General features: G+C 69.2%; 20 protein-coding genes. 18 read left to right on the top strand and 2 right to left on the bottom strand.

What is annotated here, in order from left to right; translation table 11 throughout:
- Nucleotides 1-13: 13 nt before the first annotated feature.
- From NC595_RS11370 to NC595_RS11295, 16 genes are all read left to right on the top strand, one after another.
- On the top strand, nucleotides 14-1,237 hold the full coding sequence (locus tag NC595_RS11370) for a beta-ketoacyl-ACP synthase (protein WP_253566506.1): 1,224 nt from the start codon (nucleotides 14-16) through the stop codon (nucleotides 1,235-1,237).
- The gene (locus NC595_RS11365; RefSeq protein ID WP_253566505.1) at nucleotides 1,237-2,484 is read left to right on the top strand and encodes a beta-ketoacyl-[acyl-carrier-protein] synthase family protein; all 1,248 of its coding nucleotides are present in this window, start codon (nucleotides 1,237-1,239) and stop codon (nucleotides 2,482-2,484) included. The genes NC595_RS11370 and NC595_RS11365 overlap by 1 nt, the downstream gene beginning before the upstream one ends.
- The gene (locus NC595_RS11360; RefSeq protein WP_253566503.1) at nucleotides 2,481-3,230 is read left to right on the top strand and encodes a beta-ketoacyl synthase chain length factor; all 750 of its coding nucleotides are present in this window, start codon (nucleotides 2,481-2,483) and stop codon (nucleotides 3,228-3,230) included. The genes NC595_RS11365 and NC595_RS11360 overlap by 4 nt, the downstream gene beginning before the upstream one ends.
- Nucleotides 3,191-3,997: a lysophospholipid acyltransferase family protein gene (locus NC595_RS11355; protein WP_253566501.1), complete on the top strand. Its 807-nt coding sequence runs from the start codon at nucleotides 3,191-3,193 to the stop codon at nucleotides 3,995-3,997. The genes NC595_RS11360 and NC595_RS11355 overlap by 40 nt, the downstream gene beginning before the upstream one ends.
- Nucleotides 3,994-4,281, top strand: a complete 288-nt coding sequence (locus NC595_RS11350) for a phosphopantetheine-binding protein (RefSeq protein ID WP_253566499.1) — start codon at nucleotides 3,994-3,996, stop codon at nucleotides 4,279-4,281. Before NC595_RS11355 ends, NC595_RS11350 begins: the two co-directional genes overlap by 4 nt.
- Nucleotides 4,269-4,817 carry a COG4648 family protein gene (locus NC595_RS11345; protein ID WP_253566497.1) on the top strand — a complete coding sequence of 183 codons (549 nt, stop codon included), beginning with the start codon at nucleotides 4,269-4,271 and terminating at the stop codon, nucleotides 4,815-4,817. The genes NC595_RS11350 and NC595_RS11345 overlap by 13 nt, the downstream gene beginning before the upstream one ends.
- Nucleotides 4,814-5,170, top strand: coding sequence for a 3-hydroxyacyl-ACP dehydratase FabZ family protein (locus NC595_RS11340; protein WP_253566495.1), 357 nt, complete (start codon nucleotides 4,814-4,816; stop codon nucleotides 5,168-5,170). The genes NC595_RS11345 and NC595_RS11340 overlap by 4 nt, the downstream gene beginning before the upstream one ends.
- Entirely contained in the window at nucleotides 5,167-6,156 is a 990-nt protein-coding gene (locus tag NC595_RS11335) for a lysophospholipid acyltransferase family protein (protein ID WP_253566486.1), read from the top strand. Before NC595_RS11340 ends, NC595_RS11335 begins: the two co-directional genes overlap by 4 nt.
- Nucleotides 6,128-6,613: an acyl-CoA thioesterase gene (locus NC595_RS11330; RefSeq protein WP_253566484.1), complete on the top strand. Its 486-nt coding sequence runs from the start codon at nucleotides 6,128-6,130 to the stop codon at nucleotides 6,611-6,613. Before NC595_RS11335 ends, NC595_RS11330 begins: the two co-directional genes overlap by 29 nt.
- Nucleotides 6,570-7,358, top strand: coding sequence for a class I SAM-dependent methyltransferase (locus tag NC595_RS11325; protein WP_253566482.1), 789 nt, complete (start codon nucleotides 6,570-6,572; stop codon nucleotides 7,356-7,358). Before NC595_RS11330 ends, NC595_RS11325 begins: the two co-directional genes overlap by 44 nt.
- Nucleotides 7,355-8,548 carry a beta-ketoacyl-[acyl-carrier-protein] synthase family protein gene (locus NC595_RS11320; RefSeq protein ID WP_253566480.1) on the top strand — a complete coding sequence of 398 codons (1,194 nt, stop codon included), beginning with the start codon at nucleotides 7,355-7,357 and terminating at the stop codon, nucleotides 8,546-8,548. Before NC595_RS11325 ends, NC595_RS11320 begins: the two co-directional genes overlap by 4 nt.
- Nucleotides 8,545-9,018, top strand: a complete 474-nt coding sequence (locus NC595_RS11315) for a hotdog family protein (protein WP_253566478.1) — start codon at nucleotides 8,545-8,547, stop codon at nucleotides 9,016-9,018. Before NC595_RS11320 ends, NC595_RS11315 begins: the two co-directional genes overlap by 4 nt.
- Entirely contained in the window at nucleotides 9,011-9,739 is a 729-nt protein-coding gene (gene fabG / locus NC595_RS11310; protein WP_253566476.1) for a 3-oxoacyl-ACP reductase FabG, read from the top strand. The genes NC595_RS11315 and fabG overlap by 8 nt, the downstream gene beginning before the upstream one ends.
- Before the next feature lie 55 nt (nucleotides 9,740-9,794).
- Entirely contained in the window at nucleotides 9,795-10,238 is a 444-nt protein-coding gene (locus NC595_RS11305) for an excinuclease (protein WP_253566474.1), read from the top strand.
- 119 nt (nucleotides 10,239-10,357) lie between these two features.
- Nucleotides 10,358-12,505 carry a YccS family putative transporter gene (gene yccS / locus NC595_RS11300; protein WP_253566472.1) on the top strand — a complete coding sequence of 716 codons (2,148 nt, stop codon included), beginning with the start codon at nucleotides 10,358-10,360 and terminating at the stop codon, nucleotides 12,503-12,505.
- A gap of 91 nt (nucleotides 12,506-12,596) precedes the next feature.
- Nucleotides 12,597-13,754, top strand: coding sequence for an isovaleryl-CoA dehydrogenase (locus NC595_RS11295; RefSeq protein WP_253566470.1), 1,158 nt, complete (start codon nucleotides 12,597-12,599; stop codon nucleotides 13,752-13,754).
- Nucleotides 13,755-13,824: 70 nt separating this feature from the next.
- On the opposite strand, the gene NC595_RS11290 is transcribed toward NC595_RS11295, so the two are convergent.
- Nucleotides 13,825-16,626, bottom strand: coding sequence for an autotransporter serine protease (locus NC595_RS11290; protein ID WP_253566468.1), 2,802 nt, complete (start codon nucleotides 16,624-16,626; stop codon nucleotides 13,825-13,827).
- A 200-nt stretch (nucleotides 16,627-16,826) separates the two neighbouring features.
- Between NC595_RS11290 and NC595_RS11285 the strand changes: the two genes are divergently transcribed.
- Nucleotides 16,827-18,011 carry a thiolase family protein gene (locus NC595_RS11285; RefSeq protein WP_253566467.1) on the top strand — a complete coding sequence of 395 codons (1,185 nt, stop codon included), beginning with the start codon at nucleotides 16,827-16,829 and terminating at the stop codon, nucleotides 18,009-18,011.
- A gap of 164 nt (nucleotides 18,012-18,175) precedes the next feature.
- On the top strand, nucleotides 18,176-18,598 hold the full coding sequence (locus NC595_RS11280; protein WP_253566465.1) for a hypothetical protein: 423 nt from the start codon (nucleotides 18,176-18,178) through the stop codon (nucleotides 18,596-18,598).
- 150 nt (nucleotides 18,599-18,748) lie between these two features.
- Here NC595_RS11280 and NC595_RS11275 read toward each other — a convergent pair whose 3' ends face one another.
- On the bottom strand, nucleotides 18,749-21,169 hold the full coding sequence (locus NC595_RS11275) for a TonB-dependent receptor (protein WP_253566463.1): 2,421 nt from the start codon (nucleotides 21,167-21,169) through the stop codon (nucleotides 18,749-18,751).
- Nucleotides 21,170-21,255 lie beyond the last annotated feature (86 nt).

Here is a 21,255-nt window from a genome sequence, read left to right as displayed (position 1 = left end):
GGATGTCCCGGCCATGAAGCGCGTCGTCATTACCGGCATGGGTGGCATCACCGCGCTGGGCCATGACTGGCCGAGCATCGCCGACCGGCTGCGCGAGGGTCGCAACGCGGTGCGCCGGATGCCCGAGTGGGACTATTTCGACGGTCTCAACGGCCGCCTCGGCTGCCCGGTGGACGACTTCGTCGCGCCGGCCTGGCCGCGGCAGATAACCCGTTCGATGGGCCGCGTCTCGCAACTGGCGGTGGCGGCCAGCGAACACGCGCTGCGCGACGCCGGCCTGCTCGACGACGCGGCCATCCGTGACGGCCGGATGGGCGTGGCCTACGGCTCGTCCGGCGGCAGCGTGGAGCCGGTGCGGGTGATGGGCCGGATGCTCGACACCGGCTCGATGCAGGGCGTCACCGCCACCAGTTACATCCAGATGATGGGGCACACCACGGCGGTGAACGTCGGCGTGTTCTTCGGCCTGAAGGGCCGCATCATCCCGACCTCCAGCGCCTGCACCTCAGGCAGCCAGGCGATCGGCTACGGCTACGAGGCGATCGCGCAGGGCAAGCAGGTGCTGATGCTGTGCGGTGGCGCCGAGGAGCTGTCCGGCCCCGGCGCGGCGGTGTTCGACACGCTGTTCGCCACCAGCACGCGCAACGACGAGCCACAGCTCACGCCGCGTCCGTTCGACCGCACGCGCGACGGCCTGGTGGTCGGCGAAGGCGCCACCACGCTGATCCTGGAGGAGTACGAGCACGCGAAGGCGCGCGGCGCGACGATGTACGCCGAGGTGATCGGCTTCGGCTGCAATTCCGACGGCGTGCACATCACCCAGCCCACCGCGGCGACGATGGCGGTGGCGATGCGTCTGGCGCTGGCCGACGCGAAACTGCCGCCGGAGGCGATCGGCTATGTCAGCGCCCACGGCACCGCCACCGACCGCGGCGACGTGGCCGAGAGCCATGCCACCCACGAAGTGCTGGGCGCGCGCGTGCCGGTGAGCGCGATGAAGAGCTACGTCGGCCACACCCTGGGCGCCTGTGGCGCGCTGGAGTCGTGGTGGGCGATCGAGATGATGCGCGCGGGCCGCTTCGCGCCCACGCTCAACCTGGCCGAGGTCGACCCGGACTGCGCCGAGCTGGACTACATCGCCGGCAGCGAGCGCGCCATCGCCACCGACTGCGTGATGAACAACAACTTCGCGTTCGGCGGGATCAACACCTCGCTGATCTTCCGGGCGGTCGACTGATGCGTCTGGTCGACGCCAACGGCCTGCCGCGCGTGGTGGTGACCGGCACCGGCTCGGTGTCCTGCCTCGGTGCGGGCAACGATGCGCTGCTCGATGGCCTGCGCAACGGCCGCAGCGGCCTGCGTCCGATGGACGGCTTTGCCGCGCTCGACATGCAGGCGCGCATCGGCGGTCCGGTCGACCTTTCCGGCCTGCCCGAACCACCGCGCAAGCTGCGGCGCTTTCTTGCCGCGCCGGGCCTGTACGCCTGGCACGCGATGAGCGAGGCGCTGGCGCAGGCCGGCCTCCCCGCGGAAACCCTGCACCGCGATGACTGCGGTCTGGTGCTGGGCGGCGGCGCGGCGCTGAGCGAGCACGAGACGGCGCTGGAACTGCATCGCAGCCGCGGCATCCACAAGCTTTCGCCGTTCATCGTGCCGCGCGGCATGAGCAGTGCGCTGTCGGCCAGCATCGCGCATGCCTTCGGCATCGGCGGCACCAGCCTCACCATCAGCTCGGCCTGCACCAGCAGCGCGCACGCGATCGGCCAGGCGATGGAGCTGATCCAGCTCGGCCGCCAGCAGGTGGTGATCACCGGCGGCGCGGAGGAACTGCACGACAGCACCGCGATGTGGTTCGACGCGATGGGTGCGCTGTCGCCGCAGCACGACGCCACGCTCGCCTCGCGCCCGTACGACCGCGATCGCGACGGCTTCGTGCTCGCCGCCGGCGCCGGCGTGCTGGTGCTCGAATCGCTGGAACATGCGCGGGCCCGCGGTGCCACCGTGCTGGCCGAACTGGCCGGCTACGGCAGTGCTACCGAGGCGGCCAGCATGGTCGGCCCCGGTGCCGACGGCATCGCCCGCGCACTGCGCCAGGCCATCGTGCGTGCCGGCACCCTGCCCGGCTACATCAACACGCATGCCTGCTCCACGCCGCAGGGCGACCTCGCCGAATGGCAGGCGGTCCGCATCGTGTTCGCCGAACGCGATGCGCCGGTGCCGCCGCTGTCCTCGATCAAGGGACTGCTCGGCCACGCGCCCGCCGCCGCCGGCGCGCTGGACGCCATCGCTGGCCTGCTGATGCTGCAGCACGGCTTTCTCGCGCCCGGCCGCGTACCGGACCAGGTCGACGAGGCATTTGCCGATGCGCCGCTGCTCGACGCGTGCCGCGGGCAAACGGTGGACAGCGTGCTGTCGGGCAACTTCGGTTTCGGCGGCAGCTGCACCGCCCTGCTGTTCCGGCGCCTCGCGGAGGCTCGCGCATGACCGCGCTGCGCATCGACGCCTGGCGCGCCTGGGCTCCCGGCCTGGACACGCCCGATGCATGGCACGACTGGGCCATGGCGCCGCGCGTCGTGCCCGACGATGGCCAGGTGCAGCCCGCCTGCGCCTTCCTGCCACCGATGCAGCGCCGCCGCCTGAGCCGGCTGGCGCGGATGACGCTGGAGGCCGCCTGGCCGTTGTGCGGCGGGGACGAGCAGCTGCCGTTCGTGTTCGCCTCGCGTCATGGCGAGACCACCCGCACGTTCGCCCTGCTCGGCGACATCGCCGACGGGCAGCCGTTGTCGCCGACCCAGTTCGGTCTGTCGGTGCACAACGCCATCGCGGGCCAGTGGTCGATCCTGCGCGGGCAGCGCGGTGAGTCGACCGCCATCGCCGGCGAGGCCGACACCTTCGAGCACGCCATGCTGGAAGGTGCCCTGCTGCTGGACGCCGGCGCGCCCGCGGTGCTGGTGGTGGTCGCCGAGGAGCAGCCACCGGCCGCCTATGCGCCGTGGATCGACGACGTGCCGTTCTCCTACGCTGTAGCGCTGCGACTGGGGAGGGGGACGGCCGCCGGTACCGCGGCGAACGGGGCGAACTGGCAATTGCGAAACGCGCGCGCCGAAGGCGATCGCACCCGCTGCGCCTGGCCCCACGCGCTCGATTTCCTGCGCGCCACGATCAACCGGGAACCGTCACTGGAACACGCATGGAAGACACGCCGATGGATCTGGCAGCAGCGGGCCTGAGCCGCCGTACCGACGCCTGGGCGTGGCGACTGGTCGCCACCGGCGCCAGCTTCGTGCTGTTCGGCATCGGCGGGCTGCTGCTGCGGCTGCTGGCGCTGCCGCTGATGAGCCTGCTGCCGGGTGGCGCCGACGCGCGCTGCCGCCGGGCCCGCGCCGCGATCAGTCGATCGTTCCGCATGCTGGTGTGGTTCATGCACCGCAGCCGCGTGCTCGACTTCCGCATCGAAGGCGCCGAGCGATTGGGGAACCCCGGGCAGATGGTGGTGGCCAACCATCCCTCGCTGATCGACGTGGTGTTCCTGATCGGGCAGATCCGCAACGCCAACTGCGTGGTGAAGGCCGGCCTGTTCGACAACCCGTGCACCCGCGGCCCGGTCAGTGCCGCCGGGTACATCAGCAACGACGGCAGCATGACCATGCTGGAACGCGCCGCCGACGTGCTGCGCGAGGGCCAGTGCCTGGTGGTGTTTCCCGAGGGCACGCGCACCCGGCCCGGCCATGCGCCGGTGTTCCACCGGGGCGCGGCGGCGATCGCCCTGCGCGGCGCCCGTACGATCACTCCGGTCTACATCACCGTCGCGCCGACCACGCTGACCAAGGCCGAACCCTGGTATCGCATTCCCGAGCGGCGCGTGCAGGTGCACCTGCGCGTGGGCGAGGACATCGATCCGGCCACCTTCAACGCCGATGCGCCGCTGCCGATCGCCTCGCGCCGTCTCAACGACCATCTGCACCAACTCTTCGACAGGGAGCTCGCCACCTCGTGAATGCCGTCATCGACATCGCCTCGCTGGAACAGGACATCGCCGGCCTGATCATCGACACGCTGAACCTGGAAGACCTCCAGCCCGGCGACATCCCACCCGACCAGCCGTTGTTCCGCGACGGTCTGGGACTGGACTCGGTGGACGCGCTGGAGCTGGCCCTGGCGCTGCAGAAGCGCTACGGCATCCGCGTCGAGTCGGACGCGAAGAATGCGCGCGAGCACTTCGCCACCGTGGCCAACCTTGCCGCCTACGTCGCGGCCCAGCAGGCCCCATGCGCCGACTGAGTGCCATCCTGCTGCCGGTTGTCGGCGTGCTGTATCCGTTCGTCGTCTACTTCGGCATGGAGAAGGTGGCGCCGCCGGTGTTCGCGCTGGTGCTCGGCTCGATCTGGCTGATCCGGGCGCCGAGTCTGCTGCGCGAACCGGGTGGACGCTGGATGGTCGCCGCCGCGCTGGCGTACTGCGTGCTGCTCGCCGTCACCGGCGAGGGCCAGCTGCTGCGCTGGTACCCGACCCTGATCAGCCTGCTGCTGCTGGCCACCTTCGGGGTCAGTCTGATCTACGGACCACCGATCATCGAGCGGGTAGCGCGCCTGCGCGAACCCGAGCTGCCGCCGGAGGCGGTGCCTTACACGCGCAAGGTCACCTGGGTGTGGGTCGGCTTCTTCGTGTTCAACGCGGCGGTCTCGGCCGCACTCACGCTGTGGGCGCCGCTGAAGTGGTGGACGCTCTACAACGGGCTGCTGGTGTACTTCATCATGGGCGTGCTGTTCGTCGGCGAATGGCTGCTGCGCCAGCGACTGCGCAGGCGGCACGCGTGAGCGAGGTGCGCGAACCCGAGCTGCTCGACGAGCGACTGCGCGACGGCACGTGGCTGCTCGACCTGCGCATCCCACCGGAACTGGCGCATTTCCCCGGGCATTTCCCTGGCGCGCCGGTGGTGCCGGGCGTGTTGCAGGTGCAGTGGGCGCTGGTGCTGGCGGCCCCTCGCCTGGCGATCACACCGCATTGCCGCGAGATGGAGGCGCTGAAGTTTCAGCGCCTGCTGCGTCCCGGCGACGTGGTGCAACTCGAGCTGCGCCTGGATCGCGAGCGCGGCAAGCTGCATTTCACCTACCGCCTGGACGACCAGCACTGCTCGTCCGGGCGCCTGCGGGTGGAGCCGGGCGCATGAACGTAACCCGGGTGCAGGCAAACCACTGGGCCACCCAGAAGGAGCGCGGCAGCTTCGCGATGATGAAGCTCACCGCCTTCGCCGTACGCCATCTCGGGCGCCGCACGATGCAGCCGGTGCTGCATCTGGTGGTGCTGTATTTCTTCGTGTTCGGACGGGCGCGCCGCCACGTGCGGCAATACCAGGCCTACCTCGCCGCATGGAGCGGCCGCGCCGACCTGCGTCCGACCACGCGCCGCGTGTTCGGCCAGTTCATGGCCTTCGCCGACAGCCTGCTGGACCGGCTGGACGTCTGGCGCGGCACGCTGGGCGCGGCACAGGTGAGCCTGCATGATCCGGCCGACGTGCGCGGCCAGCTGCACCGGAGCCAGGGTGGCGAGCGCGGCCAGCTGCTGGTCTGTACCCATCTGGGCAACCTGGACGTGTGCCGGGCACTGGCCGAGATGGAGGAGAAAGTCCCGCTCAACGTGCTGGTGCACAACCGGCATGCCGCGCATTTCAACCGCCTGCAGAGCGAGGCCGGCGACCGCCAGCTGCGCCTGCTGCAGGTGAGTGAGGTGGACGCCGCGCTGATGCTGGACCTGTCGCAGCGGCTGGACCGCGGCGAATGGATCGCCATCGCCGGCGACCGCATCCCGCTGCAGGACGGCCGCCGCGTGCTGGTCGACTTCCTTGGCCATCGTGCGGCCTTCGCGCAGGGCCCCTGGCTGATGGCCGGCCTGCTGCGCTGCCCGGTGCACCTGATGTGCTGCATCAAGATCGGCGGTCGCTACCAGATCCGCCTCGAGCCGTTCCTCGACGCCCCGTCGTGGGAGCGCGGCCAGCGCGAGCAGGCGATCGCCGAGTGGGCGCAGCGCTATGCCGACCGCCTCGCCCAGCTGTGCCTGCTGGCGCCCTGGCAGTGGTTCAACTTCTACGCCTACTGGCAGGCCGAGAACGAAAGTGAAGGAGATGCGGATGCGAGCCCGCGGCGTGCTGCACGTTGACAGCGAGGTGCTGGTGCCGTTTTTCGACGTCGACTCGATGGACGTCGTGTGGCACGGCCACTACGTGAAATACCTGGAGGTCGCGCGCTGCGCGCTGCTCGACCGCCTCGGCCACAACTACATGGACATGAAGGCCGAGGGCTACGTGTGGCCGGTGATCGACCTGCAGCTGCGCTACGTGCGCGCCGCACGTTTCGGCCAACGCCTGCGCGTGCGCGCCGATCTGGTCGAATGGCAGAACCGGCTGAAGGTGAATTACCTCATCAGCGATGCATCCAGCGGCGAGCGCATGACCCGCGCCAGCACCGTGCAGGTGGCCGTGCGCCTTGCCGACGGCGAGATGCAGCTGGCCTCGCCGCAAAGCTTTGTCGACGCCGTGGAACGGCACCTCTCCGGCGGCCATGACGGCCGCGATGATCAAGCAAGTGCGGCCATCCACCGCCACACTCCCCACTGAAATCGATCCGATGACCTACGCCAGCACCACCTACGTCGAAGAAACCCGCCTGGGCTTCCGCTTCCTCGCCACGCACACCTGGCAGCACCATGTGCTGCGCGTGGCGATCAACGATCTCAAGCGGCTGGCCGGCACGCCGCTGCCACGCGGCGGCACCCTGCTCGATGCCGGCTGCGGCCAGGGCAAGTCGTTCCGCCTGCTGCGCGAGGCCTTCGCTCCGGACCGCCTGATCGGCCTGGATGCCGACCCGCACAGCCTGGCACTGGCACAGGCCGAAGCGCAGCGCGAAGGCATCGACACGCAGATGCTCGCCGCCGACTGCGCCCGTATCGAGCTGCCCGACGCCAGCGTCGACGTGGTGTTCTGCCATCAGACCTTCCACCACCTGGTCGAGCAGGAGAAGGCGCTGACCGAGTTCTGGCGCGTGCTCAAGCCGGGGGGCTGGCTGCTGTTCGCCGAGTCCACCCGGGCATACATCGACACCTGGGTGATCCGCTGGTTCTTCCGCCACCCGATGCACGTGCAGAAGAGCGCCGAGGAGTACCTCGCCATGCTGCGTGGGCAGGGGTTCGCGTTCGACGACGCGAACGTCTCGCTGCCCTATCTCTGGTGGAGCCGCTCGAAGGACTTCGGCCTGCTCGAACGCTGGGGCCTGCGCGCCCCGCCGCCGCCGGGCCAGCGCGAGGAAACCCTGGTGAACGTGGCGGCGCGCAAGCCTCCGGCCGGATCGGAGCCGGGCGCGTGAACGGCGGCTACCTCAACGCACTCGGCGTGGTCTGCTCGCTGGGCATCGGCAAGCGCGCGGTGGCCGAGGCGCTGTTCGCCGGCGACGGCGACGGTCTGCGTCCCGAGGCCGGCTGGATTCCCGGCCATGCCCCGCCGATGGGAGCGGTGAGCTCGCCGCTGCCGGCCATCCCGGTGCCGCTGTCGGCAACCCGCGACAACCGTTGCAACCGGCTGGCGCTGGCCGCCGCGCGGGAGATCGAAACGGAGCTGCGCGATGCCATCGCCCGTTACGGCGAGGAGCGCCTCGGCGTGGTGATCGGCACCAGCACCGGCGGCATCGACGAAGCCACCGCCGGTCTGGCCGGCTGGCGCCGGGACGGTGCCTGGCCCGACCACTATCGCTACGCGCACCAGGAGCTGGCCGGCACCGCCGAGTTCCTCGCCGAATGGCTGGACGTCAGCGGTCCGCGTTACGCGATTTCCACCGCCTGCACCGCCGGGGCGCGCGCCCTGATCAGCGCGCAGCGCCTGCTGCGCGCCGGGGTCTGCGACGCGGTGCTGTGCGGCGGCGTGGATGCGCTGGCGCGGCTGCCGCTCAACGGCTTCCACGCGCTGGAGGCGATGGATGAGCAGCGCTGCCGCCCGTTCTCGGGCGAGCGACGCGGCATCAACATCGGCGAAGCCGCCGCACTGTTCCTGATGACCCGCGAGCACGGCCCGGTGCAACTGCTGGGCGTGGGTGCGAGCAGCGATGCGTACCACATGTCCAGCCCCGATCCCGAGGGTCGCGGCGCGGTCGCCGCGATGCGCGCGGCGCTGGACGACGCCGGACTGGCGCCGGCACAGATCGACTATCTCAACCTGCACGGCACCGCCACCGAGCACAACGACCGCATGGAAAGCCGGGCGGTCGCCGAAGTGTTCCCGCAGGGTGTGCCCTGTTCCTCGACCAAGTCGCTGACCGGCCACACCCTGGCCGCGGCCGGCGCGCTGGAAGCGGCGTTCTGCTGGCTGAGCCTGACCGATACGCGCGCGGCACGGCGGTTGCCACCGGCGACGACGCATGGCGAGACGGATCCCGAGCTCCCCGCCCTGACCTTCGCCGAAGTCGGTGACACGCTGGCCCCGGGCGGTCCGCGCCGGCTGATGAGCAATTCGTTTGCCTTCGGCGGCAACAACGCCAGCCTGATCCTGGGAGATGCGTCGTGAGCGACGCTGGCTACCCGCCGATCGCCGAACTGCTGCCGCACGCCGGCGACATGGTGCTGCTCGATGCCGTCATCGAGGCCGGCGAGGAACACATGGTCTGCTCCCGGCTCGTACGGTCGGACGGCCTGTTCGAATGCGGCGGTGGCCTGCCCGCCTGGGCCGGCGTGGAGCTGATGGCCCAGGCCGTAGCCGCCTGGGCCGGTTGGCAGGCACGGTGCGAACGCCGGCCGGTGCGGGTCGGCTTCCTGCTCGGTACACGACACTACCGCAGCGATGTGGATGTGTTCGCGTCCGGCACCGCACTGCGCGTGGAAGCCGTGCGAAGCTTCCACGACGATGGAGGCATGGGTGTGTTCGCGTGCCACATCGACTCACCGGCGGGCAGGGCCGAAGCCCGGCTGAGCGTGTTCAGCCCGCCCGACCCGGATGCCTTCCTCGCCACCCTTGCACGAGCAGCCACCCATGACTGACACCATCCTGGTTACCGGTTCCAGCCGCGGCATCGGCCGCGCCATCGCGCTGCGCCTGGCGCGCGCCGGCTACGACCTGGTGCTGCACTGTCGCGCGCGCCGCGACGAGGCCGAGGCGGTCGCCGGCCAGATCCGGGCGATGGGCCGCAACGCGCGCATCGTGCAGTTCGACATTGCCGACCGCGCTGCGTGTCGCGCCGCGCTGGAGGCCGAGGTGGCCGCGCACGGCGCACCCTACGGCGTGGTCTGCAATGCCGGACTGACCCGCGACGGCGCGTTCCCCGCCCTGTCCGACGACGACTGGGACAGCGTGCTGCGCACCAACCTGGACGGCTTCTACAACGTGCTGCACCCGCTGGCGATGCCGATGATCCGCCGCCGCGCACCGGGCCGCATCGTCTGCATCGCATCGGTCTCCGGGCTAATCGGCAACCGCGGCCAGGTCAACTACAGCGCCTCCAAGGCCGGCGTGATCGGTGCGGCCAAGGCGCTGGCGGTGGAGCTGGCCAAGCGCGGCATCACCGTCAACTGCGTGGCACCGGGGCTGATCGACACCGACATGCTCGACGATGAGGTGCCGGTGGAGGAGATCCTGAAGATCATCCCGGCCCAGCGCATGGGCACGCCGGAGGAGGTGGCTGCTGCCGTGCAGTTCCTGATGAGCCCGGATGCCGGCTACATCACCCGCCAGGTGCTGGCGGTCAACGGCGGGCTGTGCTGATCGGCCGCCGCCTCGCGAACCCGAAATCCTAACCCACCCCAAGGAGATCCACCGCATGAACGCAAGATTCCGCCGCCTCGCCGTGTTGCTGCTCGCCGCCCTGCCGTGTGCCAGCTTCGCCGCCGACAAGACCGTGCACCTGGCCTTCGACCATGCCGTCCAGGCCGGCCTCGCCAGTGGCAAGCTCGACGGCAGCGTGAAGTTCTACCTGGCCGGCAACACGCCGCCGGGCCAGGTCCAGGTGGTCGACGACCTGGTCACCACGCACAAGAAGACCAATGCCTTCGGCAAGAGCGACCAGAAGACCTGCGACTGGGCGATGCTGTCGGCGCTGATCACCCTGCAGTCGGCGGCCAAGGAAGCCGGCGCCAATGCGGTGACCGACATCGTCGGCGTGCATGAGGGGCAGGAATACCGCGACCCGAATAACTACGAGTGCCGCGTCGGCTTCCTGATGTCCGACGTGGACCTGAAGGCCAAGCTGGCCAAGGTGAAGTGAGCGACGCGCCGGGGTGGGCCGCCTGGCCCGCTCCGGCGCATCGCCGCAGGCGGCGGGCCGGATCGCGCCCGGGCCATCGCCACTCCGAACGCCTGGACGTTCCATCGTATCCTCGCCGGGTGAATCTCCCCGCCCTGCTCATCGACCCCTGGCGCCGCTTCCGCGGCTCGGACCGCTATGCCGAGAGCGTACGCGTCGGCCTGGCGCTGGGCGGCATCGTCGCCTGGTGCCTGGCGCGCGGGGACATCCATGCGGTGATCCCCGCCCTGCTGGGCGCCATCGCCTGCGCGCTGGCCGAAACCGAGGACCACTGGCGCAGCCGGCTCGGCACGCTGCTGCTCACCCTCGCCTGCTTCGCGATCGCCGCGATGGCCGTGCAATGGCTGCTGCCCACGCCCTGGCTGTTTGCCGCCAGCCTGCCGCTGGCCACCTTCGCGCTGGTGATGCTCGGTGCGGCCAGCGGGCGCTATGCGACCATCGCCGGCGGCACCCTGATCCTGTCGGTCTACACGATGATCGGCGTGGACGCGGCGCATGGCGGCCGCGCCGATCCCTGGCACGAGCCGCTCCTGCTGCTGGCCGGTGCCGGCTGGTACGGCGTGTTGTCGCTTGGCTGGAGCGCGCTGGCGCCGCAGCAGGCGCTGCGCCTGGCGCTGGCCCGCTCGTTCGACGCGCTGGCCGACTACCTGGACGGCAAGGCCGCCCTGTTCGCCCCGGTGCATGGGGTGGACCGCGATGCGCTGCAATTGCAGCTGGCGTTGCGCAACGAGCGTGTGGTGCAGGCGCTCAACGCGACCCGGCTGGTGCTGGTCGACCGCATCGGCAACCGCCGCCCGCGCGGCACCACGGCGGCGCGCCTGCAGCTCTACTTCATGGCGCAGGACATCCACGAACGGGCCAGTTCCGCCCATCATCCGTACGACGCGCTGGCCGAGGCGCTGTTCCATTCCGACGTGCTGTTCCGCTGCGGCCATCTGCTGCGCCTGCAGGCCGATGGCTGCCGCTCCCGCGCCGCCGCACTGCGGCTGCGCGTCCCGTTCCGGCGCTCGCCGGTCGCCACGGCGGCACTGGCCGACCTGCACGACGCGGTGGCCGCGATGAAGGCCCAGGCGTCGCCCCCGCCCGCCGACGTGCAGCACGCGGTCGACGCGCTGGCGCACAACCTCGAGGCCATCCAGATCCGCCTGGGCGACGCCACCCGCCACGCGCCGGCCGTCGACGACGGCCTGGTGCTGCAGGACCCCGGGCCGCAGACGCTTGGCGAGGCATGGGGGCGCATCCGCATCCAGTTCACCCCACGCTCGATGCACTTCCGCCATGCGTTGCGGCTGGCGCTCGCGTTGCTCGCCGGCTATCTCATGCTGCTGGCGGTGCATCCGCGGCAGGGCTACTGGATCCTGCTGACCACCCTGCTGGTGTGCCAGCCGACCTACGGCGCCACGCGCCGCCTGCTGTTCGAGCGCGTGGTCGGCACGGTACTCGGCCTGGTCGCCGGCTGGGCTGCGTTGAGACTCGCGCCGTTCGGCCCGTGGCAGATGGGGCTGATCGTGCTCACCGGGGTGGGCTTCTTCGCCACGCGGCAACGCCGCTACGCGCTGGCCACCGCCTTCATCACGCTGTTCGTACTGCTGTGCTTCAACCAGATCGGCAACGGCTACTCGGTGATGTGGCCGCGCCTGCTCGACACGCTGATCGGTGCCGGCATCGCCGCGCTGGCGATCTACCTGGTGCTGCCGGACTGGCGCGGCCGGCAGTTGGCGGAGGTGCTGGCCGAGGCGTTGCGCAGCGACGCGCGCTATCTCGAGCGGATCCTCGCCCAGTACGCCAGCGGCAAGCAGGACGACCTGGCCTACCGCATCGCCCGACGCGACGCGCACAACGCCGACGCCGCGCTCAGCGGCCAGTTCGCCGCGATGCTGCGCGAGCCGGACCGCACGCCGGCCAGCCGGGAGGCGCTGCTGCGCTTCCTCACCGCGGCGCACCTGCTGCTGGGCCAGCTCTCCGCGCTCGGTGCGCATCGCCAGGCGATGCCGCCTGCGGCGCTGGCGCCGGTGCAGGCGACCGGGCGCCAGGTGATCGACGCGCTCGACGCCCTGGCGGACGTGCTGTCCGGGCGCCCGGCGGTGCCGCCGGCGTCGCGCGGGACCGCTTTCGTCGCACCGACCGCCGAGGACGCCGCCAGTCGCTTCGTGCTCGGTCAGCTGGTCCGCGTGATGACGCAGTACGCACGCCTTTCCGAGCATGCGCGGGAGCTCGCGGCGCACTGACGCCAGCGGGGTCTTGTGCGTCGCGCCAAGGTCGCCAGCGGCTCGCGCGCTACCATTGATGGGCTTTGTCCCCTCCATGGAGTAGCACCGCATGCGCCCGTTCCCCCTCGGCGAAGACCTCGACCTGCTGCGCGAGACCGTCCACGCGTTCGCGGAAAAGGAGATCGCCCCGCGCGCCGACCAGATCGACCGCAACAACGCCTTCCCGGCCGACCTGTGGCGCAAGTTCGGCGAGCTCGGCCTGCTCGGCGTCACCGTGCCGGGCGAATACGGCGGCAGCGACATGGGCTACCTGGCGCACATGGTGGCGATGGAGGAGATCTCCCGTGCCTCCGGCTCGGTCGGCCTGTCCTACGGCGCGCACTCCAACCTGTGCGTCAACAACATCTTCCACAACGGCAACGAAGCGCAGCGTCGGAAATACGTGCCCAAGCTGTGCTCGGGCGAGTACGTCGGCGCGCTGGCGATGAGCGAGCCGGGCGCCGGTTCCGACGTGGTCGGCTCGATGAGCTGCCGCGCCGAGAAGCAAGGCGACGTGTGGGTGGCCAACGGCTCGAAGATGTGGATCACCAACGGACCGGACGCCGACGTGCTGCTGGTGTACATGCGCACCGCGCCGCGTGCCGCCGGCAGCCGCTGCATGACCGCCTTCATCGTCGAGAAGGGCATGAAGGGCTTCAGCACCGCGCAGAAGCTCGACAAGCTCGGCATGCGCGGCTCCAACACCTGCGAGCTGGTGTTCGAGGACTGCGAGATTCCCGAGGAGAACATCGTCGGCGAGGTGAACGAGGGCGTGCGCGTGCTGATGAGCGGCCTGGACACCGAGCGGCTGGTGCTCTCCGGCGGCCCGATCGGCCTGATGCAGGCGGCGATGGACCTGACCCTGCCCTACGTGCGCGAGCGCAAGCAGTTCAACGCGCCGATCGGCACCTTCGGCATGATGCAGGCCAAGGTAGCCGACATGTACACCGCGCTGCAGTCCTCGCGCGGCTTCGCCTACATGGTGGCGCAGCAGTTCGACTCGGGGGTGAAGTCGCGCATCGACCCGGCCGCCTGCCTGCTCAACGCCTCGACCAATGCGGTGAAGGTGGCGCTGGAGGCGATCCAGGCGCTAGGCGGCAACGGCTACATCAACGAGTTCCCGGCCGGCCGCTTGCTGCGCGACGCCAAGCTGTACGAGATCGGCGCCGGCACCAACGAGATCCGCCGCATGCTGATCGGCCGCGAGCTGTTCCACGGCAAGAGCTGATCTTAAGCCCGCTCCGATGACGAAACGGCCCGCATCGCTCGGGCCGTTTCGTTTCCGGAGCGCGGAGGGATCAGAAATTCAGGCGGTAATTGAGCGTCGCCATCTGCGCGTGGTCGCGCTGACCCACGTACTGGTCGACGCCGATGCCGAAACTGCTGCTTGCGGAGAAATTCCAGTCCAGCTCGCTGCCGACCATGCCGCCGTAACGCGACAGGCCGATACCGCCAACCGGCGCCCACTGGTCGACCCCGGTAAAGCTCGCCTGCAGCACGTCGCCGCGCAGGCCAAACGCCCGCTGCCACAGCATGTGCGACTGCCAGGACAGCCGCGTGCCACCGGCCAGCGTCCATGAGCGTGTGGCGCGCAAACCGACGCCGGCCTGCCAGCGCGCGGTCAGCCCCGACGGCGACTTCAGGCCGAAGCCGCTGCCCCCGACCTCGCTGAAACCATCGCGACGGATCTGCGCGTACTGCAGATTCGCATACGGGGTGACCTGCAGCCCGCCCAGTCCGAACCGGTAGCCGCTCTCGCCGTAGGCCACGCCATAGCGACCATGGGTCATGCTGGCGACGCCGGTGGCGAAGTTGCCCAGTTGTACGCCGCGGCGCATGGACTCGCGGTACTGGCCCAGGCCGACGCGGCCCATCGTGTACCACGAGCCATTGACCACGCCGCCGTAGAACATCGCCTCGGTCGAGTGGCTGCGGCCCTGGTCGGCGGTTTCGGTGAGCCGTCCCAGCCCGCTGGCCTGGCTGATCGCGTAGCCGGCAAAGCCATGCGTGCCCACGCGCTGGTCGGCGCCGGTCATCCAGCCGTTGAGATCGATCCCCACGTTGCCGTAGCCAGCCCGGGACAGGTCGCCCTGGTAGCCGAGGCCCTGGCTCCACAGGCTCGACTGCCTGCCGTCGAGCAACTGGTCGACATGGTCGGACAGCGCCCGCGTGCCCGCATCGATCGCCTCGAAGGTCATCGCGGCGCTGGCCGCATGCAGTTGCCCGGACAGGCTCTGCAGCGACTGCTCCAGCGCGGTGGTGCTGGACACCTGCTGCAGGCTGGCGGCGCCGGCAAGCAGCGCGCTGTTGGTCGGCATCGCGGTGGTCGAGCTGCCGGCAAGCTGGCCGTTGAGGTATTCGAAGGTACTCTGCACGCGCTGCGCGGCGCCGTACGACGCCGGGGTATAGCTCGCCCCGGATACCTGCGTGGCGCTGACCTGCGTGACGTTCAGCCATGCGCTGGTGCCGTCGTAGCCCAGCGTCGCGGTCAACAGCACGCTGCTGGGCGTGGTCACGCCGGTGAAGGTGCCGGTCAGGCCGCCGCTGGCAGTGAGTACGTCGGTATGTGCGCTGACCGTGTAGTTGCTGTTCTTGCCGTAGACGTACAGGTCGCCACCGTTGAGGGTGGCCTTGCCGGAAACCGTCAGCACCGATCCCAGCGAGATCGCCAGCCGTCCGCCGACCTCCTGCGTGTAATTGCCGCCGACCGAGGTGCCGCCGGCCGTGCCGATGTCCAGCGTGCCGGTATTGTCGATGCTGCCGCCCACGTGGCTGGTGCCGAGGCTCGCCTGCGCGGCGATGGTCGCGCTGCCGGCCAGTGAGTTGGCCATCAGTGTGCCGCCCTGGACCTGGGTCAGCCCGGTGTAGGTCGAGGGCTGGCTCAAGGTCAGCGTGCCGCCACCCTGCTTGATCAGGCCACCCGCGCCGGAAATGGCGTTACCCCAGGTGGAGGAACCGGTGAAGCTGACCGTCACATCGCCCCAGTTGAACTGCGCCGGCCCCTGCACCGCCTTGCCGACATCGAGCAGGCCATAGCCGAATACCGGATCGACGCCCGTGGCGCCCAGGTCCTTGGCCGTGCCCAGCAGGGTCTGGCGGACCAGGTCGTTGGTGAAATAGGGAAAGGCCTGCCAAACGTCCGCCGCCGCACCCGAGACCGCCGGCGTGGCGAACGAAGTGCCCTGGACCACGTAGTAGGTCGGGTTGCCGGCGGTGTCGTTGGCGCCGGTGACGATCACGTCGCCAGGTGCCACCAGGCAGTAGTTCATCGCCTTGCCGCACTGGTTGGAATACGAGGCGAGCTGGGTCGGATGGAGCGAGTCCAGTGCCGCCACGGCCAGCCAGCCGCGCTCCAGGTCGGGCGCGTAACTGGGAATGGCGGCGGTATCCGAGGGCTGGGCGAGGCCCTCGTTGCCGGTGGCGAACACCACCAGTCCGTTGTGATCGACCACGAACGAGCGGAATGCGTTGCCGAACGCGGTGCCCACGGCCGTGGCATTGGATGGGTCGAAATACAGCCCGCCCCACGAATTGTTCATCACCTGCACGCCCTGGTTGATCAGGTCGGGTAAGAGGGTCTGACCGAAGAAATCGGCATCGGACGGCTGCACCATGTTGCCCTTGCCCGAACCATCGTCCTTGGGCGGGGTATCGTTGATGATGCGTGCGGACACCAGCGAGGCGTCCGGCGCGATGCCGCCCGGCCACTGCCCGAACGACTTGCCGGCGGCGATCTGCGACACCCAGGTGCCGTGGCCGACCACATCGTCCACGGCGGTGTTGTTGGTGGCCGGATCGACGTAGACCAGCAGTGCCTTGACCCGCCCGGTCAAGGCCGGGTGATTGGCATTGATGCCGGTATCGACCACGCCGATGGTGACGCCCGCACCAGTGAAGCCCGCGGTATGCGCAGCATAGGTGTCGGTCAGCGCCAGGTGAGCATCGATCGGCGGCTGGGCGCTGGCCGGCGGCGGCGAGGGAGGCGGCGCCGGGGTCGTCTTGACGTTTCCGCCCCCGCCACCGCAGCCGGACAGGCCGAGAATGGCCGCAATCACCACCGACATGCGACGCTGCACCAGCGTCCGTCCCTGCTCGCTCATGGCTTTACCCCTAAATGGTTTGATCACGCTGGAACGGAGGCCCCCCCTTGGCTTCACCGCTCCTTGACGCGATCTTCGCATAAGCCCGGTTCACCGGGATGACTGGATGCCGGTTTGCCGCTCTCGTCCGGGCACTGCGATAATCAGCCAGTTACCAGCGCTCCAAAGCGCCCCCCGAAGGTCTTCCCCCGGAGAATCCCATGTCTGATGTCAGCGTAGTGATCGCCGGTGCCAAGCGCACCGCCATCGGTTCCTTCCTCGGCCAGTTCACCGGCGTGCCCACCCCGAAGCTCGGCGCGGCCGCCATCAAGGCGGCGCTGGAGCAGTCCGGCGTGGCCGCCGCCGACGTGAGCGAGGTGATCATGGGCTGCGTGCTGCCGGCCAACCTCGGCCAGGCGCCGGCGCGGCAGGCGGCGATCCATGCCGGCCTGCCGCTGGCGGCCGGCGCCACCACCATCAACAAGGTGTGCGGCTCGGGCATGAAGGCGATCATGCTGGGCCACGACCTGATCAAGGCCGGCTCGGCCAGCGTCGTCGTGGCCGGCGGCATGGAGTCGATGACCAACGCCCCGCACATGGTGCAGGCCCGCACCGGCATCCGCTACGGCGACGGCCAACTGGTCGACCACATGGCCTGGGACGGTCTGACCAACCCTTACGACGGCAAGGCGATGGGCGTGTTCGGCGAATTGTGCGCCGACAAGTACCACTTCACCCGCGAGGAGCAGGACGCGTTCGCCACCGCCTCGGTGACCCGTGCGCTGGAAGCGCAGAAGAACGGCGCCTTCGCCGGTGAGATCGTCCCGTTCACAGTCGCCGGCCGCAAGGGTGACGTGGTGGTGGACTCCGACGAGCAGCCCGGCCGCTCGGACGTGAGCAAGATCCCGACGCTGCGCCCGGCGTTCAAGAAGGAAAACGGCACCATCACCGCCGCCAGCTCGTCGAGCATCTCCGATGGCGCCGCCGCCGTGGTGCTGTTGTCGGCCGATGATGCCAAGGCCCGCGGCCTGGCCCCGCTGGCCCGCATCGTGGCGCACGCCACCCATTCGCAGGAGCCGGAGTGGTTCACCACCGCCCCGGTCGGCGCGATCCAGAAGGTGCTGGACAAGGCCGGCTGGAAGGTCGGCGAGGTGGACCTGTTCGAGATCAACGAGGCGTTCGCCGTGGTGGCAATGACCCCGATCAAGGAGCTCGGCATTCCGCACGAGAAGGTCAACGTCAACGGCGGTGCCTGCGCCCTCGGTCACCCGATCGGCGCCAGCGGCGCCCGCCTGGTGGTGACCCTGCTCAACGCGCTGAAGGTGCGCGGTCTCAAGCGCGGGGTCGCCACCCTGTGCATCGGCGGCGGCGAAGCCACTGCGATTGCCGTCGAGCGTCTCGACTGAATCGTCACGTGCCCGGGCGAACAATCCCGGGCGTCGTTTTCGACACTCAGTTAACGGGCGCATTAATGACGCGATTGGGCCCGCCCGGGGGCCGGTAGCGGCTTTCACGGGAAAGCGCTATTAATACGCGGCCATTCGGCATTCCACGGCAAAGGAGATTCCACATGAAGTTCACGCGTACCCTTCTCGCCTCCGCGCTCGTCGCGCTGCTGGCGGCTTGCAGCAACGGCGCGCAGGATTCCGCGCAGGACGCCCAGAAGTCGGCTGACCAGGCTCAGCAGGCTTCCGAACAGGCCCAGAAGGCTGCCGCCGCTGCGCCGACCACGGCCACCGAGCAGGCCGCCGACCAGGCCAAGGCTGCTTCCGATACCGCCGGCATGGCGGCTGACCAGGCCAAGAGCGCGGCCTCGGCTGCTTCCTCGGCCGCTCCGGCCGGCGCGATGAGCGCCTCGGGCGACGGCATGATGAAGGACGCCAAGGCAGCTGCCTCCAACGCCGCCGACCAGGCAAAGCAGGCGGCCGATGCCGCCAAGAGCGCCGCCGACAACGCCAAGGACGCGATGAAGGACGCTTCGGGCAAGAAGTAATCCGCCCATCGTTGCACTCGTAATGAATCGGCCGCCTCCGGGCGGCCGATTTTTTTGCGCCCGATATCCCTGTCGCCGTGAATCGCGCATGGCAAAAAAACCCCGGAAAAATCCGGGGCTTTTTTTCAACAGGCACCGATTTACCCCGGGTCAGAAATCCTGCGTAAAGCGCACGCCGATGGTCCGCGGCTGGTTGGTCACCGTGTAGACCTGGCCGTTCGGGTACTGCGGGACCACGCCATGGGCCGCGCACACGGCCTCGGCGCACTCGGTGTACTTGTACAACGACGCCCGCTTGTCGAACACGTTGTTGACGTACACGTTCACCGAGAAGCTGGCCCAGTTGTAGCCGGCGGAGAGATCCAGCGTGGTGTAGGCCGGAAGATCGCCGACCAGGCTGTTCTCGAGCGTGCGCAGGTCCGACCGGCGCTTGCCCACGTGCACCACGGCGCCCTGCAGGTAGGCCTCGTTGTTGCCGACGTCCCAGGTATAGCGCGCAACCACGTTGCCCTTGAACTTCGGGGTGACCGGCAACTGGCTGCCCTTCGGGGCTTCCGGCGTGGCGCAGGCGGTCACCGGCTTGCCGTTGGCATCGGTATAACCGCAATAGTTCGCGGTGAGCTTGGCGTCGTAGAACGCCACGCCTCCGCTAAGCTGCAGGTTGTAGGTAGCCGCCCAGTTCAGCTCCGTCTCCATGCCGCGGACCTGGGCCTGGTTGGCGTTGCGGATCTCGGTCAGGCCGTTGGCGCCCAGGATGCTGAACTGGAAGTCCTTCCAGTCCTCCTGGAATACCGAGCCGTTGAACGACAGCCGGTTGTTCATCCAGGTGGTCTTCCAGCCCAACTCGTAGTTGGTGAGGTAGTCCGACTTGTATGGCGGCAACGAACCACGACGATTGATGCCGCCGGGTCGGTAGCCCTCCGAACGGGTCGCGTAGACCATCTTGGTCGGCGAGATGTTCCAGGTCAGGTTGACCTTGCCGAGCGAGCCGGTCTCCTTGACGTTCTTGTTGAAGTCCAGGCACGGCGCGCCACGGAACGGCGTGGGCGAGATGCAGCCCGCCTCGCCGTAGCTCGAACTGGGCGAGAAGCCGCGGCTGAACCCGTAGAAGCCGCCCAGGCTGTTGTCGGCGCGGAAGTAGCGACCACCGACGGTGGCGGTGAGGGTGTCCGGGATGATGTCGTAGGACAGCTCTCCGAACACCGCCTCGTCCTTGTCGGTACGCACCTGCTCGGTCAACCAGAGGGTGCTGGGCCAACCGGTGACCGAGAGCGAGTCGGCCAGGCCGTTGACCATGTAGCGCTGCTCGATGTCGTGCACCGACTTTTCCCAGAACAGGCCACCGACCGCGCGCAGCCGGTCGTCCTTCGGCGAGGCCAGGCGCAGCTCGTGGCTGTCCATGGTGTAGTGGTCCTTGCCGATGATGTATTGCGACGGATTGATCAGGGCGCCGCTGTTGTCGTACAGGTAGGTACCGTAGCCATACAGCGTGTCGTACCAGAACGAGTAGTCGCTGTAGTCGTTGTGCTCTTCCTGGTCGCGCTTGAGGTGCGCATAGGCGTAGGTCAGGTCGAAATTGCCGATCTTGCCCTGCACCGTCATCGCCGCCTGCCACCAGCGGTCGGTCTGCCACTCGGGATAGAAGTGCGAGATGGCCAGGTCTCCAAGCGCGGTGTCGCTGGCCATGTTGCCGTTGGCAGTGGTCTTCTGGCCCATGAAGGTGCCGTCGATCGACCAGTCGTCGTTGAGATTGACCCTCAGCGCCGCGCGTCCCCCGTTGGTGGTGTTGTCGTTGTAGTGGTTCTTGGCGGCGTGCGTGCACACCATCAGGCTGCTCGGCGTGCACGAGGAGGTGTTGCTGACCGTGCCGCCCCAGCTCGGATAGGTGCGCGTGCCGGGGATGTTGTCGACGTAACCCGCGTCGCGCTCGTGCCAGCCGACCAGGCGGATCGCGGCATTCGTGGAGATCGGCACATTGAGCATGCCCTCGGCCAGGTTGCCGATGCCGCCATTGGCCACCGTGTCGATGCCCGCGGTGTAGCTGGCCGCGAAGCCCTGCGGGTCGGGCTTGTTGGTGATGATGCGCAGGGCACCGGACTGGGCACTGGCGCCGTAGAGGGAGCCCTGCGGGCCGGCCAGCACCTCGACGCGGGCGATGTCGTACATATGGATGTCGAGCGGACCGGTCACGGTGGTGACGGGCTGTTCATCCAGGTACACGCCGACGCTGGGTCGCGAGCCGGAGTGGTTGCCGTCGCCGCCGCTGGCGATACCGCGCATGTAGATCTCCGAGAAGCCCGGTGCGGCACTCTGGTAGGACACGCTCGGCAGGTACTTCACGTAGTCGTCGAAGCTGTTGATGTGCAGCTGCTCGATCTTCTCGGTACCCAGCACCTGGATACTGATCGGCACCTTCTGCAGGTTCTCCGTGCGCTTCTGCGCGGTCACCGTCACGGTGCTGAGCTGGGCCACCTTCTGGTCTTTCGGCGGAGTGGCGGACGACGGCGCGCTGGCATCCTGCGCGAATGCCGGTGCGGCGATGGCCAGGCAGATGGCCGCGGCCAATGGCATGCGGGACAGGCGCCTGCGCGCCACCCCGGAGGCTGGTGTATTTCGGTGTCGATGCATCGGTTCCCCTCCCAAAAAGAGACAATTCC

The organism is Dyella lutea, assembly GCF_024158035.1.
GTDB lineage: Bacteria > Pseudomonadota > Gammaproteobacteria > Xanthomonadales > Rhodanobacteraceae > Dyella_A > Dyella_A lutea.
This window is presented reverse-complemented; position numbering and strand designations above follow the sequence as displayed.

Excerpts from the sequence above, each read along its gene's own strand:
- NC595_RS11275 (WP_253566463.1), bottom strand. The coding sequence starts at position 21,169 with ATGCCATTGGCCGCGGCCATCTGCCTGGCCATCGCCGCACCGGCATTC.
- NC595_RS11360 (WP_253566503.1), top strand. The coding sequence starts at position 2,481 with ATGACCGCGCTGCGCATCGACGCCTGGCGCGCCTGGGCTCCCGGCCTG.
- NC595_RS11325 (WP_253566482.1), top strand. The coding sequence starts at position 6,570 with ATGATCAAGCAAGTGCGGCCATCCACCGCCACACTCCCCACTGAAATC.
- NC595_RS11305 (WP_253566474.1), top strand. The coding sequence starts at position 9,795 with ATGAACGCAAGATTCCGCCGCCTCGCCGTGTTGCTGCTCGCCGCCCTG.
- NC595_RS11365 (WP_253566505.1), top strand. The coding sequence starts at position 1,237 with ATGCGTCTGGTCGACGCCAACGGCCTGCCGCGCGTGGTGGTGACCGGC.
- NC595_RS11330 (WP_253566484.1), top strand. The coding sequence starts at position 6,128 with ATGCGAGCCCGCGGCGTGCTGCACGTTGACAGCGAGGTGCTGGTGCCG.
- fabG (WP_253566476.1), top strand. The coding sequence starts at position 9,011 with ATGACTGACACCATCCTGGTTACCGGTTCCAGCCGCGGCATCGGCCGC.
- NC595_RS11355 (WP_253566501.1), top strand. The coding sequence starts at position 3,191 with ATGGAAGACACGCCGATGGATCTGGCAGCAGCGGGCCTGAGCCGCCGT.
- NC595_RS11290 (WP_253566468.1), bottom strand. The coding sequence starts at position 16,626 with ATGAGCGAGCAGGGACGGACGCTGGTGCAGCGTCGCATGTCGGTGGTG.
- NC595_RS11370 (WP_253566506.1), top strand. The coding sequence starts at position 14 with ATGAAGCGCGTCGTCATTACCGGCATGGGTGGCATCACCGCGCTGGGC.
- NC595_RS11345 (WP_253566497.1), top strand. The coding sequence starts at position 4,269 with ATGCGCCGACTGAGTGCCATCCTGCTGCCGGTTGTCGGCGTGCTGTAT.
- NC595_RS11295 (WP_253566470.1), top strand. The coding sequence starts at position 12,597 with ATGCGCCCGTTCCCCCTCGGCGAAGACCTCGACCTGCTGCGCGAGACC.
- NC595_RS11285 (WP_253566467.1), top strand. The coding sequence starts at position 16,827 with ATGTCTGATGTCAGCGTAGTGATCGCCGGTGCCAAGCGCACCGCCATC.
- NC595_RS11280 (WP_253566465.1), top strand. The coding sequence starts at position 18,176 with ATGAAGTTCACGCGTACCCTTCTCGCCTCCGCGCTCGTCGCGCTGCTG.
- NC595_RS11335 (WP_253566486.1), top strand. The coding sequence starts at position 5,167 with ATGAACGTAACCCGGGTGCAGGCAAACCACTGGGCCACCCAGAAGGAG.